Genomic DNA, 19,090 nt, shown 5'->3' on the forward strand with positions numbered 1-19,090 from the left:
TTGTATTCCGTAAATTTTACGGAATACTTTTTTTTATCTTTGGCTTATGAACTCGGAAGAAGAAGTAAACGACTTTGTTAAAAACGGCCATCAGCAGTATCTGCCCCACCTCAGTATCGACTCAGTCATCTTTGGCTACCATGATCAGCAGCTAAAAATTTTACTTCTCAAATGGATCGGACTGGATGGTTGGGGACTGCCGGGCGGTTTTATACGTCGGAGGGAACCGCTGAGCCAGGCCGCCCACCGCATTTTGCAGGAGCGAACGAGTCTGGAAGACTTATTTTTGCAACAGTTCCACGTTTTTGGGGATTCGCCCTACCGGCTCCAGGAACGAAGTGCCCGTGAGTTTACCGAAAAATACGGACTCGTTGTTGGAGACGATAACTGGCTGTTCGAACGGACGTTATCGATTGGTTATTTTGCTTTGGTGGACTACTCGAAGGTGAGCGTCCGGACGGATTTTTTCACGACAGATTACCGGTGGTGGGATGTCAGTGACATTCCTCCGCTTTTATTCGATCAGAACGAGGTGGTGGAAAAGGCACTGGCAACCCTCCGGCTCCAGATTTATCACCAGCCGATCGGGCTCAATCTGTTGCCCGAAAAATTCACGCTGGCGGAAATCCACTCGCTGTATGAGACGGTTTTGGGCAAAGAATTGGATCAGCGGAATTTTGCTAAAAAGCTCGTGAGTTTGGGGCTGATCAAAAAACTGGCGGAACAGCGGGCGATTGGCCCTCACCGATCTCCGTATCTGTATCAATTTGAGAAAGAAGCCTATGAGGATGCCCTGAAACAGGGGATCGTGCATACCTACTAAGGGCTGCATGGGTCTATTGTACAGCCCTTTGCAGGTATGCCGACCGTATTTTACTCGAGACTTTTCAGAGTATTTTTCAAGTCCTGTACTTCTCTGGACGTGCTGCTGGAGCTGTTGAACAAGGTGTTGGCGTTTTCAAACCTATCATAAAAGGCGGTATTGGCATCCCTATCCACCGATAAAGCCGCCCCGTTGAGGGTGATGCCCGCAAACAGACCTTTGCTGCGTGAATACGAATATACTTCGGCTTCCAGTTTAGAATCCGTGCTGGCGGTTGAACTTCTCCCCATCGGACCGGCCGCTACTGACAAATCACCGCCGAGCGTAAAACTCCCGCTGCTCATGTCAAGCAACGTCTTGCTGCTTTTAAAAACCAGTACTAAATCCACCGCCTGAACGCCGATCTGGAAACCAAAGCTTCCGCCCGTTAAGGTTACAAAAACCGGGTCACTCCAGTCGCCCTGCTTATTCTTTACCAGCGCAATTCCTTTCCCTCTTTTCCCACCCACTACAAAACCGGCATTGATCATTTTGGGAATAATGACAATTCCTTCCGAAAGGTCCAGGAGTTGCTGGGGTATGGTTTCCTTCATTTGGCTAAACTCCGTTAAAATGGTATTGGCGGCTTCGAGTTTGGCGGACTCTTTCTGACCCGAAGTTCCAGAATTCGCCTGGGCCATCGACGGGGTTGATGCGATACTGAACCCACTCATCAAAACGGCGAGAACGGATGCTTTTAAATTCATGATGCTTTCAAGTGTAAAGTTTACGGTTTGCCTTAATCCTGAAACGGGTTGTTCGGCAACCGATCGGTGGTTGTATAAAAAGAGGTCCTTTGCTTGTAGTCAACGAATCCCGGGCGAAAAATAGTGCCCGGCAAAGAAGGATCCCCACAAGAATAACGTCATCTATCCTGCATCTTAAGACGATCATCGCCCGTTTGCAGCGTCTCAGCTTGCGTATTTCACGTAGTTCTACCTAACAATATACCAAGATCTTGGTATTTACTGGCTCGGCATTTAAGCAGACCTTTGGCCCACTAACCCGGTAACCTTTCCTGCGATGAAGTCAGGACCTGATCATTCCGCCCGCATCTGGCTGATTCTGTCGCTTCTGGCCATTGCGGCTGCGGTGGTGGGGTTGCTGTTGATTTGAGGTGTGGGAGGTTGCCAATTATTTTTGCGTAATCTACAGCCAGGGCAACTACTCTTGTCATGGCCTGTAAAACCATCAATATTCGCTATTTCCTGTAGAGAGGGCCTGGCATAATTTTGCTACCGTTTATGATGCTCTCAAAACCAAATAGATTCCAGTTTCCCTTATCCATAAATAATACTTTCATGACCCACAAACCAATAAAACCAAACAAAAATATTGCCCCTCACATGCATGGCTTCGATCCTTTACCTCTAGCCGATGCCGAAGACTTACTGAGTGGTTTTATTACAGTTGGTGCTTCCAACAATATCGATACGACACAAAATTCTTTCTATTTTGATAGCGATACGCTAATCGATTTTCTACAGGGTGAAAGAAAAGAAAATACTTTTCATGGGTTCCACATTTATTTCGGTTTAACTACAAATAATCAAATTGTATTACTAATCCATCGCACTGAAATAGTTAAAGACTTTATCGGATTTGAAACGTATAAATATATACCCCAACTAGCTTCAGTTTATAACCGAACAACTGAAGAAGTCCAAATTATTGAATTTGCCATAATGCCGGTTAATGTTGACGGTTTGGCTCAGCTCCATCGGATTGATATCAATGGAGGACTCTATCATTCGCTTCGGAAACGTTTTCAGGATAGATTTGAAGATGACAATGATTTAAAGACGTATACAATTTCATCCCAAAGTTTCCTGAAACAACTGAATCTTGATCCTGGCCATCCAACAACCTTTCGGTATAAACCCTTGATTACCGGTTTTTTTATCGGCTGGGGTATTCTGAACCATATTAGAAAAGAAAAGACAAATAAGAATGAAGGAATCAAGTCAAAGAATGGCGTTAAATTATTCCTGGGTTATAAAAATTTAACTCTAAATCCAATGTCAGCAAAATGCCTGCATTTGGTTGCTATCGCTGCAGATGAACCAGGCGATAGTGTTCAAAACTACGCTCTGGATACCGTCTGGAGTACTCAGGAACGCTCAAAAACAAATATTTACGTAGAGTCGGGCGAGCAAGCTTCAACAGAATTTCCAAGGCATGAGCGTACGGGTATATTAGGTTCTTCCTGCAGCTATAATCTAACCGATACGGTATGAGGGGAATTCTAACCATAATCCATTTAATAACCCCCTATTTAGTAATCCCTATTCTTTTAGCCGGTTTTATCAAATGGAAGCACCTCCCTGCACCTTTCCGGATTTTTATAGTTGGAGCCTTCCTATCGGCTCTAATCAGTATAGTTAAGTCTCGGTTTAACGACAGCAATATTGGTTTTTATTTAAGTGCATTATTTGGCGTTACTTTATATGGAATTTTATTCCATATCCTATTAAGGAAGGCAATAAACGAAAATATAATTTGGATGTGTGTAGCATTCATCTGGGCCATTATTAGCTGGTATAGCTTTCAAAATGGGGTTAAAGGATTTCAATTGAGAATAATTATCCCATTTGATATTTTCATGATTACATTTTCAGGAATATATGTTATTCATTACTTGCGAAGTTCCGAAAATTTAAATACTTCTGTTTTCTTTCTGGTCTTATTCCTTTTGATGGAATTCTGCGTTAATTTATTCTTAGATATGATTAGTAACTTTCTAAAATCATATTTTTCTGACAACTTCATGACGTTACTGTGGAAAGAAATTCTTCCCGTTTATATTTTACTCAGAGTTGCCGCCCTTGTCTTACTTATCCTTTCCGTCAAACCCAAACTCCCCAGCCTTGACAAAATGCCGGGTTTTGGGAACTGAAATGCACTTTTTAACAGACCGCCGTATGCTCCTGGTGTCGGCGGTCTGTTTCCTTTTTTCGTTTGGGCTTCAAGCTCAGTCTATTCAATTCCGGTCTTTCAAAGCCACCAACGAATACACCGATTCCACCTATAATTTAAGTAAGCCCATCTCCCTCAATTACAAGGAAACCCACATCCTGATCAACTTCGTCGATCCGCCGGATTCAGTCAAAGCCCGGTATGCTTACCGGCTCACCGGTTTTGACAACCGCTGGCACGAAAACGGCTCGCTTACCGCCGTTAACTACATCAACCTTTTTGGGGGCGACTACGAATTCCAGGTGAAAAATCTGAATTTCCCCAACCAGATAGCCACGCTGAAATTTCACCTGGACGAAGCATTCTGGCAACGGCCCTGGTTCGTTCCGATGATCGTTGCCTACGGTTTGCTGGTGGTGGGCATGATCCTGTATTTCATCCGGATGTACCGGCTCCGCAACCAAATGCGCCTGCAACAAATCCGCAACGAAATTGCGGCCGACCTCCACGATGACGTCGGGACCGCCCTGAGCAGCATTACGTTTCTGGGCGAAATGGCCAAATCCCGGTTTGAGAAAAAACCGGAAGAAATCCGGCCCATTCTGGAACGAATCATGAACGAGTCCCGCGAAATGATGCAGACCATGCGGGGCATGGTGTGGGTCATCAATCCGCAGAACGACAAAGCCGCCGATTTTTTCGAGAAGGTGAAAGCATTTTCGGAAGCCGTATTAAGCAGTAAAAAAATCGCGGTGACGTTTTTAATCCAGGCCACAGAAACCCTGCCGCTGGGGCTGGAATTCCAGCGCAATCTATTTTTGATTTTCAAAGAAGCCGTGGTGAATGCCGCCAAGCATTCAGACGCTACCGAGGCATTGATTGGTATAAAAACTGAGAAAAATCACGTTTGGATCCAGATCAAAGACAACGGCAACGGGTTCGATCCCCGTTTGGTGATGGAAGGCAACGGACTTCGGAATCTGAAAAACCGGGCCGCTCAGCTTGGCGGAAACCTGGAAGTGCAATCGAAACCGGGCGAAGGCACTTGCCTGAACATGGTGATTCCAATCGCATGAATTCGCTATTGACTTCTCTCTGCAGTATCCGGAGATTTGATCCTTTTTAGGCACTTACTTTTTAACCGGTATACGGCATGATTCGGGTAGCGATTTTCGATGATAATAAGACGTTCACGGATAATCTTTCGCTGCTGTTTGAAGGCAGTGACGATTACCTGCTAACCGGGGTTTTCTCCAACGCCCTGAATGTAGTGGCCAAAGTAGTAAAGGCCAAACCGGACGTCATTATCATGGACATAAAAATGCCGGAAGTGTCGGGGATTGAGGCTGTAAAAACCATTAAAAAAGAGCATCCGGCCATCCAAATTCTGATGCAAACCGTGTTTGAGGATGAGGACAAGGTCTTTGCGGCCATCTGTGCGGGTGCTTCGGGCTACATTCTCAAAGGAACACCCCCCGACGATATGCTGGAAGCCATTGCCGAAGTCTACACGGGCGGTTCGCCCATGAGTCCGAGTATTGCCCGCAAAGTGCTGTCTTTTTTCCAGACCGTTCACCAGCCCGAACCGGAGTTTTATGATCTTTCCAAACGCGAAAAAGAAATCCTGAAATGTCTGGTAAACGGGCTCAGTTATAAACTGATTGCCGACACCTGTTTTATCAGTATCAATACTGTCAATTCACACATTCGTAAAATTTACGACAAGCTGCACGTCAACTCTTCGCAGGAAGCCATTTCGAAGGCATTGCGACAAAAATTAGTCGATTAACAAAGGCGGTATTTTGCGCTTTAATGCGGCAAAAATCATGAATTTATGCGATTTACAGGCGTGGTTTTAAAAGAGAACTTTGGCATAGAATAAACGCTAAACAAAGTTTTAAAATGAAAACTACAGGGTCTGTCATCAGCACGTGTGTGTGGGTATGTCTACTGTTAAGTAGCTGCAAAAAAGAAACGGATACGCCTGCTCCGGCGGACGTAAATCCCCCTCCTCCGGCAACAACCATCACGCCACTGGCGCTCCAGTCCGCCAGTATACGAAGCGAAATCAGTACGAATTCGGCGAAAATAACCAGCACCATAACGGCCAGCGGTTCTTCTGCCATTACGGAACATGGCCATTATTTTTCCAAAACCAGTAAAGATCCGGGTGCAAGCGATGAAAAGACAAAACTTGGCACCAATACCGGTCCTTTTCCGGCCCAATTTTCCTCACAACTTACGAATCTGGAGGAATCCATAACGTATTATGTCAAGCCTTATGCAACCAATCAACAGGCAACGGCAACGGGTGAGGTCCTGACATTCACCACCAACGGTTTTGGAGCCTGGAATAAAATTATCAGTTATTCTGAAACCGGAGAAGGTGTTCCGGCCGATTATGACGGCGACGGAAAAACAGACATAGCCGTCCTAATCGATGGCGTTGATGATGACTATTTACAGGTCGATTATGCCGGAAACGGGTTTGCTCAATGGGATAAAACCGTGCGATTATTGAACACCACAAAAGCGATTGTTCCGGCCGATTATGATGGAGATGGCAAAGACGATCTGGGAATTCACTGGGCTACAGGAGCATGGTCTATTTATTATGCGAAAGACGGCTTTGTTTCCAAAACGGAACTGTCCAGTGGATACGGAAAACCGGGTGGCGAAGCGGTGGCGGATTATGACGGAGATGGAAAAGCCGACATTGCACTCTTTAAAGATGGCCAATGGTTCATCGATTTCGCAAAAGACGGTTTTGGTAGCTGGAACCGCGCCGATTTAAAAGGCTATGGTACATTGGGGAATCCAGTGCCGGCCGACTATGATGGGGATGGCAAGGCGGATATTGCCCTGCACACCGACAACCGATGGTACATCGACTATGCGACCGATGGCTTCGGTAGCTGGAACCGTGCTGACCTCGTTAATTATGGTTCCCTGGGCGGAGAAGCGGTGGCGGATTATGATGGAGATGGCAAGGCGGACATCGGACTGCGGAAAGACGGCAACTGGTACATCGACTATGCAGCCAATGGGTTTGGTCAGTGGAACAAAGTTTACCCGGGTTACGGCACGCAGGGAAAACCCGTTCCGGCCGATTATGACGGCGACGGGAAAGCAGACCTGGGCCTACTCAATGCCAAACAGTGGTTCATCGACTACTGGAACAATCAATAACCGCTTCGAATCTCTCCTGATCATCATCTCCCCCATCAATCGACATGAAATCTATTTTTAGTATACTCTGCCTGGCCTGGTTGTGTGGTTTCAGCGCTTTTGGACAAAATGTCAAATTGGCAGCAATGCCCGCGTCTTCCTCGGAGGTCGTTCTGACCTGGTCGGTTGCCGCCGGAAAGAAATATTCCCAGTTTAGCGTAGAGTATTTATTGGATGGGAAGTGGGGTAAGGGTTTTATCGCTGTTCTGGATGGAAATGCACGTACATGTAAACATACTGGCTTAAAAGAGAATACTAAATATACCTACAGAATCTATTGCATTGGAAACCCCATTGAGCATTCGAATGAAGCCGAAGCCACCACGCTGAAGACCGATAAACCAGCCGCCCCGGTGATTACGTCCACGGAAGCAATTTGGGATGGAAACAGTGAAAAAGTATCCGGCATCAAAGTAAAATGGAAGAAGATGTCGGACAATGCCACCGGTTTTGTTGTTAGCTGGGCGCTGGATGGCGTCACACAGGGCTTTTCCGACTTTGGACAATTTTACCCCAATCTCACCGAACATACGATTAAAGGCTCCTGGCCGGGCTGCGGTTCTAAAATCGAAGTGAAAGTTCGGGCGGTCATTAATGAGGGCGGTTTTGCCCCTGTGCGTAGTTCAGCGGATGCCGTCAGCACCCTTTCGCCCACTGTCCGGATGCCCGACCCTCCGCAATCCGTTAAGGCAACGCCCAGGTCCGAAACCGTTCTGGCTGTTTCGTGGGAAGGTGCCAACAAGCCCGAAAGTGTGGAACGCACCTATATCGTCCTGTATAGCGCCACCAAGGATTTCTCGAATTACAAGACAGTAACCCAGGAAATGAATACGAATGGTGTGGACCTGACGGGCCTGCTGAGTGGCACGACTTACTACCTGCAGGTTTACGCCAGAAACTGCGGGGGACAAAGTCAAAGTGGACTGGTTACCGCCACCACAGCCGCCGGTTCTCCACCTACGGCCCCGGTGATGGCCTCCAGCCTGGCACAAAGCTGGACGGGCAACAGCGACCGAATCACCGAAGTACTGGCGGAATGGCTGGATAAATCAGGGAACGAAACGGGTTTTGAAGTCCAGTGGGGCGACAACGATCAATACAACGGCGGCTCAACAACGGTGGAAGCCAATAAAACCCAGCACAAAATTACGGGTTCGTGGCCGGGTTGCGGCACAAAAATCTACCTCAGGGTGCGGGCCAAAAATGCCGGCGGAAACTCGGACTGGTCGACCGGGAGCCTGACAACGGGCATTGCGATTCCTGAAATGCCCTATACGGTGGTGGCAACGCCCAAATCTTCGTCAGAAATTGAGCTCACCTGGAAAGGAGCCAACGAATCGTATAGCCGGGAGAGTGAGTTTAAGATCGTGTACGGAACCAATCCGAACGCCCTGAATGAGGCCAAAACCGCTTCGATGAATTCGGATAAACTGACGATCAGCGGGTTAAACGCCAAAACAACGTATTATTTCAGAATAAAAGCGAAAAACTGCGCCGGAGAATCATCGCTCGCCAATGCGGTTTCGGCGACTACGCAGGATGCTCCTCCGAGTATTCCTCCCAAAGCACCCACCATCCTGAAAAGCCTGTCGCGTAATTGGACCGGCAACAGCGACAAAATCACCGAAATCTCTTTTTCGTGGAACGACAACTCCAGCGACGAGACGGAGTTCGACGTGCAGTGGGGCACCGACAGTCAATACAGCAACGGCGGCATGAAATCCGTCGGCGCAGGTACAACCAGTTTCAAGGCGGAAGGGCGATGGGACGGTTGCAACACCCGCTTCTTCGTCCGGGTGAGGGCCAGAAAAGGCGATGCAGCCTCGGATTGGTCGGTCCACGACGAGGTTGCCGAAATCACAGCTCCCGAAAAACCGTCGTCTGTGCTGGCAACGGCCAAAAGTACGACCGAAATCGACGTACAATGGCGTGGTGCCAACGAGTCATTCAGCCGGGAAAGCGAATTTGTGATTAGCTACAACCCGGCCGGACAACCGGCGAAAGAGGTGAAAGCAGGCATGAATACCGACAGCTACACCCTCGGCGGTTTGCTGCCCAACACCCGGTATGTGATTGTCCTGAAAGCCCGAAATTGCAAAGGCGATTCGGAAGCCCCGCCCCCGGTGGAAGCGACCACCCAGGCCCCGCCCGTGGCCGCCCTCACGCCCCCCAGCCACCTGACCCTTTCGCTCTCCGGCACCACGGCTCTTTTGATCTGGCAGGATAATTCCAGCACCGAAGCCGGTTTTCAGCTTGAACGATCGGTCAACGGGGCGGTTTTTGAAAAACTGGCGGAACCCGGCCCCAATACCATCACCTACAAGGACGAAAATTTACGCGCCCAGAACACCTATGCATACCGAATTCGGGCCTATACCGGCAGCACCACATCAGACTATTCCAATACGATCAGCGTCAATCTGGTTATTACGGCCCTACCGGTTCCGCGCAATGAAGCCCGCCTGTTTCCGAACCCGGTCAGCCAGAGCCTGACGTTGACAACCGGCAACGGGCAACCGCCCCAAAAGATCCGCATCCGCGATGCCGCCGGTCGTTTGCAGCAGGAACTGATTCCCACCGGTCGGCCCGACGTCATAGAAATACCGGTCAGCCAACTGCCCAATGGCCAGTACTATCTCGAAATTACGGGTAACCAACGCCCTCAGCTTTATCGGTTTCTCAAACAATAATCACCACTTCTCATGAACACAACGTTCCGCCTATCGCCCCTGCTTCTGCTCCTTGGGCTGGCTTTTTTCACCCACTGTAAGTCCAAGGGTTCCAAAACCACGCCGACTCCGGGCATCGACCTCAATAAAGCCTGGAAAACCGTCGAAGCGAAAGAAGGTACGACAGTGGTCTACAAAGCGAATGCTACAGCCAGTATTTACCCCGGCTACAGCCGATTCAGACTGGTTTTTGAGCAAAGCCGGGTCAGTCTTACCGAAGTGACAGGCGAAACTTTTTCGGGAAACTGGACGCTGGAGCCGGAGCAAAAAAAGCTCACCTTGCAGGCCCTGAATCCGATCCCCTACGGAACCAATGCGACCATCAACTACACGGTGGTCAGTTGGAGTCCCGACCAACTTGTTCTTCTTCGCAATACGGAAAACCCCAAAACCGGGAACACGCGCAACGAATACACGCTGGTTCCGGAATAAAAATCCGGCAGGCAAAACCGCCCTGTTCTGAATAGCCAATGCTGTTTTAGTACGATTTCGCCTATTCTATCACTCCAATCTTTTCTCTTTGCTTCGATCATGACGATTTACACACCAATCATCGCGCTCCGGGCCATTTTGCTCGTCAGTATACTGTGGCTACCGGGATATAGCCAGATTTTTCCCAAACCGGCCAATTTTGAGGATGTTCCGGTTTACCGCCTGCAACTAGCCGTTGAAACCGCCAACGTTGGGGATGCCGGAACCGACGACCGGGTTTTTGTGGTTTTCAATACCCAAATGAAAGGCTATTATCTGGATGTAGCGAAAGATGATCGGGAGCGAAACCACCTAAATATATATGACATCATTGACCCGACGATCAAGACCATTCGTGACCTGGACTTGTTTACGCTAACCAAGCAGGGAACGGATGGCTGGGGCCTGAAAGACCTAAAAATACTCGTTAATGGCCAGGTCATTTTTCAGGATTTGCTGGGCGCAAAATGGATCGACGGAAACGATGGACATAGCCCTAGCCTGAGTTACAACGCGACCCAACTGAGGACCAACAGCTCCTGGGGCTATTATGACCGTCCGGTTCATGAGCCGGCACTCGTCATTCCGGTGAACGAGTTGCGCGTGATGATTGAATCGATCGTAGGCAATCAGATTCGGTACATTTCGGATCGAACCGTAAACTGGGGCAGTAGAAGCGGGATCAATACGCTTTGGGGAGAAGCGGTTGAGTTTTCATTCAAAAATCAGAACCGGCTCAGCGTTGATCTGGATTTACAAGTTGCCCATTGGGGACCAAATTCTGAATTGGATGTTGATTTTGACATCGTTGTCAATTGCGAAGCCAATAAAGTGACGCTAAGTCTGGAAAATTTCAAGGCCAGAGCTGATTTTCTGAATCTAATTCCTGTGAAACGGATAAAAGAAAATTTGTTAAAAAACCTGAACCGGACTTATAGTAACGTCCCTATTTGCAACGTCTACTTTGAGCAGAATGGTACCCTGAAATTACGCTGAATCATACCACTCTGATCTTGCCGTTCTGCCCCGCGGTTTTGGATTGGGTTGGAAAGACAATGATAACTTCCTCCAACTCGCGTAATTCAACAGCTAAAGAGGCTCTCACCAGATCGTCTTATGACAGCCCGCTTTCAAAATCATATCAAGCTTTGTAACAATCAGGCAATTTATCCAGCACAACCCATTCGCAAAGATCGGATAGACATTGTTGTTTATTATGCAATTCTTAGACGTTTTAGTACTAATTTTGGCCATAAACCGTCATTGCTCCTAAACCGTCATGAAATCCGTTTTCTTATTCCTAACCCTGATCATTCTCTCTTCTGCCAGCTTTTTTCAACGATCCCAAACAGGATCGTCCAGGCAACCGCCCGGCACGGGAAAACCGCTGCGCATTAAACAGGATGCCAAAACCGGTAAGATTTCGGTTTTTCGAAGCGACGGCCAAAAACCGATTGTGGTTCAGAATGCGAAGCCTGATTTCCGACCTTACCTCCACCCCATCAACGCGCCCGACGGCAAGGGCGTTCTGACCGAATACAGCCCCGGCCACCACAAGCACCAGACCGGTTTGTACTGGGGCTTTACCCGCGTTAATGGCCGGGATTATTTCCACCACCCACAGGGCGACTACTGGCGCCGGGTTTCGGCCACGGTGACCAAAGCCACCGGAACCGACGTCAAATGGCAAACCGTGTATGATTTGCTGGACGAAAAAGGCGAGGCCGTTCTGCGGGAAACCCAGAACTGGACGATGCGCGAGCAAAACGGAAAATTTCTGCTGGATCTAGAGTGGAAAGGCAAAGCCATCACCGACATTACCATTGGTAAATACGACTACGGCGGGCTGTTTCTGCGAATGCCCTGGCGTGAAGGCATCAAGGGCGAAGTGATCAACGCGGCCCGGCAACGCAACGAAAAAGCGGAGGGCCAACGCGCCATGTGGGTCGATGCCGGGATGCAGGTGGAAGGCCGGACCGATCTGGCGCACATCGCCATTTTTGATCATCCGGAAAACAAAGGGTATCCCCAAACCTGGCGGGTCGACAACCAGCTCGGCATCGGCCCTGCCCGCGCCCGAACCGGCGACTGGAAAATCGAAAAAGGTGATACGGAAACCATCCGCCATCAGGTCGTCGTTTACACCGGCGAACTGAATGATGTGGAACTGACCAAAACCTGGAGTGAGTTCAGCGGCAATACTTCCATGTATAATACCTCGACGTTGTGGGGCCTTGCTCAGAAAGAAGGACTGGAAGCCAAATTTCTGACTCCGCAGGCAGCGGTTGAAAGCATGACGATGCCGGAGGGGTACAAGGCCAACGTCTGGGCGTCGGAACCGATGATGACCCAACCCATGGCCTTTTGCTGGGATGATCGCGGACGACTCTGGGTGGCCGAAAACCGCGATTACGAATCACGTGGGCACGGTTTTTCCAAAGCCGGAAACAGCCGTATTCTGATTCTGGAAGACACCAACGGCGACGGCGTGGCGGATAAACAAAAAGTTTTTCTGGATAGCATCGCGTTTCCCTCAGCCATAGCCGTGGGTTTCGACGGCCTGTTTCTGGGTGCGCCCCCCAATCTGCTCTTCGTTCCCGATCGCAACGGCGACGATGTGGCGGATGTGAAAGACATCGAGGTTCGGCTAACGGGCTGGGGCATCCGCGACCGGCACGAAACACTGAACAGCCTGCACTGGGGACCCGACGGCTGGCTCTACGGTTTGCAAGGGTTTGCCACCCCGTCGAAGGTTCGAAAACCGAACGGCAAAGGGAAACTGTATAAACACAACGATCCTTTTCCCGAAGACATTTTGGAGGGCGAAGGCGTCGATATCAACGGGGGCGTCTGGCGCTATCATCCTACCAAAGACCGGTTTGAGGTAGTCGCCCACGGTTTCAGTAATCCGTGGGGCATCGACTACGACGCGAAAGGCCAGCTTATTATGACGGCCTGCGTCATTCCGCACCTCTGGCACGTCGTTCCGGGCGGTATTTACCACCGGCAAGGCGGGCAGCATTTCAACCCGTACATCTATAATGACATCAAAACCATTGCCGACCACAGCCACCGATCGGCGCACGGCGGGGCGCGGGTATACCAGTCCGATGCCTTTCCGGCGTCGCAGCAGGGCCGGATTTTCATGGCGAATATCCACGAACACGCCATTCTGGCGGATGTGCTGGAACCCAAGGGGTCGGGATTCGTCGGCCATCACGGTGCCGATTTTTTGCAGGCCAACAACGCGCAGTGGGTGGGTTTCAGCATGGAAGTCGGGCCGGATGGCGGGCTTTATGTGCTGGACTGGCACGATGCGGACATTTGCGGGAAGGAAGTACTGAACAGCGAAACCGGCCGGATTTTTCGGATCATGCCCAAAAACTCATTGGCTGAAAACTGGACGGGGCGGTATTCGGACCTCACCAAAATGACCGATCAGCAGTTGGTCGGTCTGCAAACCGTTAAAAGCGACTGGCACGCCCGGCGGGCGCGGATTATTCTGCAAAACCGGGCCGCAAAGGGGAAACTCGGCGGACAAACCCACGCGCAACTCCGCCAGCTATTCGAGACGAATGCCAACGCCGACTGGCGGCTCCGGGCCTTGTGGACGCTGCACATCACCGGCGGTTTCGACGAAAAAGCACTCACGAAAGTCCTGGACGACAAAGACGCCTACGTTCGGGCCTGGGCCGTTCAGATGTTGTGTGAAGACAAAGCGCCACCAACAGTTGTTCAGGAAAAAATGGTTCGGATGGCCCGCGAAGACCCCTCGGCGGTGGTTCGGCTTTATCTGGCGTCGGCCCTGCAACGGGTTGACACAGAATCGCAGTGGAAAATCGCCGGAGAACTGATGGCCCACGGCGAAGACAAAAACGATCACAACCTGCCCAAAATGATCTGGTTCGGTTTTGAACCACTCGTCAAAACCAATCCGACCCGGGCGTTAGACCTCGCGGCCCGTTGCGAAATTCCGATGGTGGCGCGGTTCATTGCCCGTCGAATTGTGGATGCCGACCAAACGCCAACGTTGATTACGGCCCTCGGGAAATCGCCCAAAACGCAGGTGAGCTTGCTGGAAGGCATGCGCGATGGTCTGGAAGGACGCACGGATCTGGCAACCCCGGCCAATTGGAAAACGGTTTATGCCAAACTAAAAGCCAATCCCAAAACCGCCCCGCTCGCTCAGCAGGTGGGCCAGCAGTTTGGTGATACGGAAACCGCCCGGAAGTCGCTGGCGACGCTGAAAGACCGGAAAGCGCCCCTCGACCAACGGCTCAAAGCCCTGAAATCCATCGCGGGTCAGCAACGGCCCGAACTCCTGGCGGAATTGCCCGCGTTACTGAACGAGCCAAATCTGCGCAGCGAAACCATCCGCGCCATTGCCGGGTATGACCGTGAATCGCTGGGCGAACTGTTGCTGGCGCGGTATGCGGATTTCAGTCCTGCCGACAAACTTCAGGTGGTGCAAACGATGTCGTCCCGCCCGAAATACGGCTGGCAACTGGCGCAGGCGTTGAAAAACAACAAGATTCCGAAACGGGATGTACCCACCTATGCCGCCCGGCAGTTGCTGCGGGTGGTGGGCAGCGGTTTTGTCGAGATCTGGGGGCCGATTGAGCAGCACGGTATCGACGAAAAGGCCTATACCCGCTACCAGAAACTGCTCACTGACCGGGCGTTGCTGAGTGCCAATACCGTCAAAGGGCGTCTGGTTTTTCAGCGAACCTGTGGTCCTTGCCACAAAATGTACGGCGAAGGCGGCAGCATTGGCCCGGATATTACGGGCTCAAACCGGGGCAATGTGGATTATCTGCTCAGCAACATTCTCAATCCGAGTGGCGAAATTCAGGACGACTACAAGATGGTGGTGGTGACGACCCGCGACGGGCGCACGTATTCCGGAAATGTGGCGGGTGAAAACGAACGGCAACTCACCCTGCGCGTGGTGGGTCAGGATGCGGTGGTTTTGAACAAATCCGATGTGCAGTCGCGCGAAGTGACGCCTAACTCCATGATGCCCACCGGTTTGCTCGACGCCCTGACGGAAGACGAAGTCATTGACCTCGTGGCTTTCCTGCGGACGACCACGCCGGTGAAACAGGCGAAAAAGTAACGTCATCTGGTTTATTCATCCCGTAGGGATCAAACAGCGCAGCGTCGGTAGCTAACCCGGTTGTTCCACGCTCCCGCGTGCCGTGAGGTACGCAACCTCCCGGTGCTGCAAATTGTCGCGTACCTCACAGCACGCGGGGAAGATTGTCGTTCCTTTCGGCTACCGACGCTGCGCTGTTTAGCCCCTGACGGGGCTAAATGTCTCGGTTACTCAAAGACGTTACCCGACGAAAGAAATGGGCTACGCTTCGACGGCTTGCAATTTCGTCAACTGATTGGCAGCCGCCAGCATATCGGCTTCGCGGAAGGGAGCCGCCATGAACTGAAAACCGATGGACAGCCCATTTTCGTCGGTGCCGTTTGGAATGGAAATGGCGGGGCAACCCACTACGTTGGCCTGCACCGTAAAGATGTCGGCCAGGTACATTTGCAGCGGATCGCTGGATTTTTCGCCAATCCGGAATGCCGTTGTCGGCGTTACGGGGGAAGCGATCAGATCGTAGTGGGCAAACAGCGCATCGGTTTCATCCTTGATCAACCGGCGAACCTGCTGGGCTTTGGTGTAATACGCGTCGTAGTAACTGGAACTGAGGGCAAAGGTGCCGAGGATAATCCGGCGACGAACTTCATCGCCAAAACCGTCGGTCCGGGATTTTTTGTAGAGCGACTCCAGATCCGTGGCGTCGGGGCTGCGGTAACCAAACCGGACGCCGTCGAAACGGGAAAGATTGGAACTGGCTTCAGCCGTAGTCAGAATGTAATACGTAGGCAAGATGTGCTTCAACAGCGGAAAATCCACCGGTTCGACCGTGTGGCCCAGCTCGCGCAAACGGCCCAGAGCCTCCTGCGTTTTCTGCCGAATGATGGGATCGACGCCTTCGCTTTCGACGCCTTCGCGCAGGTAGCCGATCCGCAACGGGCGGTTTACCATCAGTTGCTGGCTATACGCCGGGATGTCATTTCGGCTCACGGTACTGTCGAACTCATCGGCACCGGCCATGATTTCCAGCAGCAAAGCCGCATCCTCGACGGTATGGGTAATCGGACCGATGCAATCGAAGGACGACGCGTAGGCAATCAGACCCCAGCGCGACACCCGGGCATAGGTGGGTTTCAGGCCCACCGTGCCGCAAAAGGCCGAAGGCTGACGCACCGACCCGCCGGTATCCGACCCCAGCGACGCCAGACACAACCCCGCCTGAACCGCCACCGCCGAACCGCCCGACGATCCACCCGGCACCCGGTCGGGATCATCCGCATTCCGGACCGGACCAAACGCCGAATTTTCGTTGGAGGAACCCATCGCAAACTCGTCGCAGTTCTGACGGCCAATGATGATCACATCCTCGTCGATGACCCGCTGCACGGCGGTGGCCGTAAACTGCGACACAAAACCGTCCAGAATCCGGCTCCCTGCCTGAACACCGTGTTGGTTGTAACACAGCACATCCTTGATGCCCAATACCATACCGGCCAGCCGACCTGCCTTTCCCTCTTTCAATTTGGCATCCACTTCATCCGCCCGCTGCCGCGCTTCGTCGGTATACACCGCCACAAACGCATTCAGGTGCTGGTGGTCGTCAATTCGCTGGAGGTAATGCTCCACCAATTGGCGACAGGTAATTGATCCAGCGGCCAGATCGCGCTGGATGTCAGAAAGGGAATCGTACGGTTTTACGGGCATAACAAAGTACGGCTGGTAGAAAAAAAGAGACAACAGAACGACCGTTCAGGCCGAGCTGTTGTCTGAAAATCTTTTGAAATGATGAAAAGGAATGTAGAATATTAAATGATGAATGTAAAATGTAAAAGCAGATTGCGTCCGGAAACTTTTACATTCATCATTTAGCATTTTACATTTATAATTCCTTTACAAGGCATCATTCCTTATTTCACATTCGTATCGCGAAGTCCTTCTTCGATGTTTTCGCGAACGTCTTTGGTAGCGTCTTTAAATTCTTTAATGCCTTTGCCAAGGCCCTTCATCAGGTCAGGAATCCGTTTTGCACCGAAGAATAACAGGATCACCAGACCGATCAATAGAAGTTCCGTTCCGCCGAGTGAGCCTAAAAATGCATAAATTGTGAGTAATGCCATGATAGTATGAGTTATGAGTGTATGCAGAAACTCTTTACAAAAGTAACGATTATTACGAATTTATTGTGTACTAAAAAAACGATTTCACCCAATTTTAATCGACGATGCGTGGTTGCGTTCCCACTCCGTAAACTGGTTGATATCGTCGGATATGGAACTGACCAGCCACAGAATCAGGGCAATGTCGTCGGTCAGGCCCAGCACCGGCAACACGTCCGGAATAAAGTCGAGTGGCGACACAAAATACACCAGCACCGCGACCATGCGCAGCAGCGTTTTGCCGGAAATGGCCCGGTATTCGCCTTTGGCATACGCCCGCACCATCCGGACCAGAATGTTGATCTGGTCTTTGGCGGCCGAATAACTGGCCCCTACGCCCAGAACGCGGGTTTTGTCGGCCACGCGGTGCAGCAAATCAAGCATACTCTTCCCACTTCGGGTATACCGCGACGCCTTTTCAGTGGAGCGCCGGAAGAAAATTGAACTCAGGATGGCCGTTAATAAGCGACGGTTTGCCATAGTTGGATGTTATCTAAAGTCCCTGGATAGCTGGACACCCTAATAACACATTTTCTACCCCAATTGTCTAATTCTGTAAAAAAAAGCTTCTATTTACAGTACCAGTGTCCCCCGGCTCCCCTATTTTTGTATCGTTCAAAACAGTTGTCAGTTAATAAACCATTAACTCTATGAAAATTACCGTAGTAGGTGCCGGGGCCGTCGGAGCGACCTGTGCCGATAACATCGCCCGACGTGAATTAGCCGAGGAGGTTGTGCTCCTGGACATCAAAGAGGGGCTTAGCGAAGGCAAAGGTTTAGACATGCTTCAGGCGTCTACGTTGTTGGACTGTGACGTCAAAATCACCGGTTCCTCCAATAATTACGAATTAACCGCCAATTCGGATGTTGTCGTGATTACATCGGGGATTCCGCGCAAGCCGGGAATGACCCGTGAAGACCTGATTGGTACCAACGCCAACATTGTAAAAGGCGTTACCGAAAATATCTTAAAACACTCTCCAGACGCTATTTTCGTCATCATTTCCAATCCTATGGACACGATGACGTACCTGGCGCTGAAGTCGTCCGGACTCCCCAAAAACCGTATAATCGGATTAGGAGGAATTTTGGATTCGGCCCGTTTCAAAACCTATTTGTCGCTGGCCCTGAAGTGTTCCCCCAACGATTTGCAGGGCGTGGTAATCGGCGGTCACGGCGATACGACCATGATTCCGCTGACGCGTCTGGCGACGTATTCGGGGGTTCCGGTCAGCCAGTTCCTGGATGCCGAAACGCTGCAAAAAGTAGCCGCAGACACGATGGTGGGTGGAGCAACGCTGACTAAACTGATCGGCACTTCGGCCTGGTATGCGCCCGGAGCCGCCGGTGCGGCCCTGGTCGAAAGTATCGTTCGCGATCAGAAACGCGTCATTCCGTGCTGCGTTCTGCTGGAAGGCGAATACGGCCAGTCGGATATTTGCCTCGGTGTGCCGGTGGTCATCGGCCGCAGTGGCTGGGAAAGCATCGTGGATTTCGACCTCAACGAAGACGAGCAGGCGGCTTTCAACAAGTCGGCCGACGCCGTTCGGAACATGAACGACATTCTGAAAACGCTGGACTTGTAAAAAAATCCCGTTTCCCGATACGAAAAAAGGACACCCATGATGGTGTC

15 protein-coding genes are annotated in these 19,090 nt (G+C 50.8%); 11 read left to right on the forward strand and 4 right to left on the reverse strand.

The annotated features are described in order from the left end of the window. The first annotated feature begins 46 nt into the window (after window positions 1–46). Window positions 47–823, forward strand: coding sequence for an NUDIX hydrolase (locus DUE52_RS23160; RefSeq protein ID WP_114408447.1), 777 nt, complete (start codon window positions 47–49; stop codon window positions 821–823). A 50-nt stretch (window positions 824–873) separates the two neighbouring features. On the opposite strand, the gene DUE52_RS23165 is transcribed toward DUE52_RS23160, so the two are convergent. Continuing rightward, entirely contained in the window at window positions 874–1,569 is a 696-nt protein-coding gene (locus DUE52_RS23165) for a lipid-binding SYLF domain-containing protein (RefSeq protein ID WP_114408448.1), read from the reverse strand. 594 nt (window positions 1,570–2,163) lie between these two features. Here DUE52_RS23165 and DUE52_RS23170 point away from each other — a divergent pair. The 9 genes from DUE52_RS23170 to DUE52_RS23210 all read left to right on the forward strand — a co-directional run bounded on the left by DUE52_RS23170 (window position 2,164) and on the right by DUE52_RS23210 (window position 15,322). Continuing rightward, a complete protein-coding gene (locus tag DUE52_RS23170) occupies window positions 2,164–3,099 on the forward strand; it encodes a hypothetical protein (protein WP_133299923.1) in 936 nt (311 codons plus the stop codon). Next, on the forward strand, window positions 3,096–3,758 hold the full coding sequence (locus tag DUE52_RS23175; RefSeq protein ID WP_114408450.1) for a hypothetical protein: 663 nt from the start codon (window positions 3,096–3,098) through the stop codon (window positions 3,756–3,758). Before DUE52_RS23170 ends, DUE52_RS23175 begins: the two co-directional genes overlap by 4 nt. A gap of 25 nt (window positions 3,759–3,783) precedes the next feature. Beyond that, a complete protein-coding gene (locus tag DUE52_RS23180) occupies window positions 3,784–4,854 on the forward strand; it encodes an ATP-binding protein (RefSeq protein WP_165841011.1) in 1,071 nt (356 codons plus the stop codon). 77 nt (window positions 4,855–4,931) lie between these two features. Further along, a complete protein-coding gene (locus DUE52_RS23185) occupies window positions 4,932–5,567 on the forward strand; it encodes a response regulator transcription factor (RefSeq protein WP_114408452.1) in 636 nt (211 codons plus the stop codon). 113 nt (window positions 5,568–5,680) lie between these two features. Then, the gene (locus tag DUE52_RS23190) at window positions 5,681–6,967 is read left to right on the forward strand and encodes an FG-GAP repeat domain-containing protein (RefSeq protein ID WP_114408453.1); all 1,287 of its coding nucleotides are present in this window, start codon (window positions 5,681–5,683) and stop codon (window positions 6,965–6,967) included. Between the two features lie 44 nt (window positions 6,968–7,011). Continuing rightward, window positions 7,012–9,696, forward strand: coding sequence for a fibronectin type III domain-containing protein (locus tag DUE52_RS23195; RefSeq protein ID WP_114408454.1), 2,685 nt, complete (start codon window positions 7,012–7,014; stop codon window positions 9,694–9,696). Window positions 9,697–9,708: 12 nt separating this feature from the next. Further along, complete coding sequence (locus DUE52_RS23200) at window positions 9,709–10,167, forward strand: hypothetical protein (protein WP_114408455.1); 459 nt, start codon at window positions 9,709–9,711, stop codon at window positions 10,165–10,167. Window positions 10,168–10,266: 99 nt separating this feature from the next. After that, window positions 10,267–11,202, forward strand: coding sequence for a hypothetical protein (locus DUE52_RS23205; protein ID WP_114408456.1), 936 nt, complete (start codon window positions 10,267–10,269; stop codon window positions 11,200–11,202). A 283-nt stretch (window positions 11,203–11,485) separates the two neighbouring features. Then, window positions 11,486–15,322: a PVC-type heme-binding CxxCH protein gene (locus DUE52_RS23210; protein WP_114408457.1), complete on the forward strand. Its 3,837-nt coding sequence runs from the start codon at window positions 11,486–11,488 to the stop codon at window positions 15,320–15,322. Window positions 15,323–15,562: 240 nt separating this feature from the next. Here DUE52_RS23210 and gatA read toward each other — a convergent pair whose 3' ends face one another. From gatA to DUE52_RS23225, 3 genes are all read right to left on the reverse strand, one after another. Beyond that, window positions 15,563–17,005 carry an Asp-tRNA(Asn)/Glu-tRNA(Gln) amidotransferase subunit GatA gene (gene gatA, locus DUE52_RS23215; protein WP_114408478.1) on the reverse strand — a complete coding sequence of 481 codons (1,443 nt, stop codon included), beginning with the start codon at window positions 17,003–17,005 and terminating at the stop codon, window positions 15,563–15,565. Between the two features lie 203 nt (window positions 17,006–17,208). Next, window positions 17,209–17,418: a Sec-independent protein translocase subunit TatA/TatB gene (locus DUE52_RS23220; RefSeq protein WP_114408458.1), complete on the reverse strand. Its 210-nt coding sequence runs from the start codon at window positions 17,416–17,418 to the stop codon at window positions 17,209–17,211. An 84-nt stretch (window positions 17,419–17,502) separates the two neighbouring features. Further along, complete coding sequence (locus DUE52_RS23225) at window positions 17,503–17,937, reverse strand: YkvA family protein (protein WP_114408459.1); 435 nt, start codon at window positions 17,935–17,937, stop codon at window positions 17,503–17,505. A gap of 170 nt (window positions 17,938–18,107) precedes the next feature. Here DUE52_RS23225 and mdh point away from each other — a divergent pair, with 170 nt between their 5' ends. Next, complete coding sequence (mdh, locus tag DUE52_RS23230; RefSeq protein WP_114408460.1) at window positions 18,108–19,043, forward strand: malate dehydrogenase; 936 nt, start codon at window positions 18,108–18,110, stop codon at window positions 19,041–19,043. Window positions 19,044–19,090 lie beyond the last annotated feature (47 nt).

Source organism: Larkinella punicea, assembly GCF_003334855.1.
Classification (GTDB): Bacteria; Bacteroidota; Bacteroidia; order Cytophagales; family Spirosomataceae; genus Larkinella; species Larkinella punicea.

Bases quoted from the DNA above. Each gene is read 5' to 3' on its own strand.
- DUE52_RS23160 (WP_114408447.1), top strand. From the start codon at position 47: ATGAACTCGGAAGAAGAAGTAAACGACTTTGTTAAAAACGGCCATCAG.
- DUE52_RS23165 (WP_114408448.1), bottom strand. From the start codon at position 1,569: ATGAATTTAAAAGCATCCGTTCTCGCCGTTTTGATGAGTGGGTTCAGT.
- DUE52_RS23170 (WP_133299923.1), top strand. From the start codon at position 2,164: ATGACCCACAAACCAATAAAACCAAACAAAAATATTGCCCCTCACATG.
- DUE52_RS23175 (WP_114408450.1), top strand. From the start codon at position 3,096: ATGAGGGGAATTCTAACCATAATCCATTTAATAACCCCCTATTTAGTA.
- DUE52_RS23180 (WP_165841011.1), top strand. From the start codon at position 3,784: ATGCTCCTGGTGTCGGCGGTCTGTTTCCTTTTTTCGTTTGGGCTTCAA.
- DUE52_RS23185 (WP_114408452.1), top strand. From the start codon at position 4,932: ATGATTCGGGTAGCGATTTTCGATGATAATAAGACGTTCACGGATAAT.
- DUE52_RS23190 (WP_114408453.1), top strand. From the start codon at position 5,681: ATGAAAACTACAGGGTCTGTCATCAGCACGTGTGTGTGGGTATGTCTA.
- DUE52_RS23195 (WP_114408454.1), top strand. From the start codon at position 7,012: ATGAAATCTATTTTTAGTATACTCTGCCTGGCCTGGTTGTGTGGTTTC.
- DUE52_RS23200 (WP_114408455.1), top strand. From the start codon at position 9,709: ATGAACACAACGTTCCGCCTATCGCCCCTGCTTCTGCTCCTTGGGCTG.
- DUE52_RS23205 (WP_114408456.1), top strand. From the start codon at position 10,267: ATGACGATTTACACACCAATCATCGCGCTCCGGGCCATTTTGCTCGTC.
- DUE52_RS23210 (WP_114408457.1), top strand. From the start codon at position 11,486: ATGAAATCCGTTTTCTTATTCCTAACCCTGATCATTCTCTCTTCTGCC.
- gatA (WP_114408478.1), bottom strand. From the start codon at position 17,005: ATGCCCGTAAAACCGTACGATTCCCTTTCTGACATCCAGCGCGATCTG.
- DUE52_RS23220 (WP_114408458.1), bottom strand. From the start codon at position 17,418: ATGGCATTACTCACAATTTATGCATTTTTAGGCTCACTCGGCGGAACG.
- DUE52_RS23225 (WP_114408459.1), bottom strand. From the start codon at position 17,937: ATGGCAAACCGTCGCTTATTAACGGCCATCCTGAGTTCAATTTTCTTC.
- mdh (WP_114408460.1), top strand. From the start codon at position 18,108: ATGAAAATTACCGTAGTAGGTGCCGGGGCCGTCGGAGCGACCTGTGCC.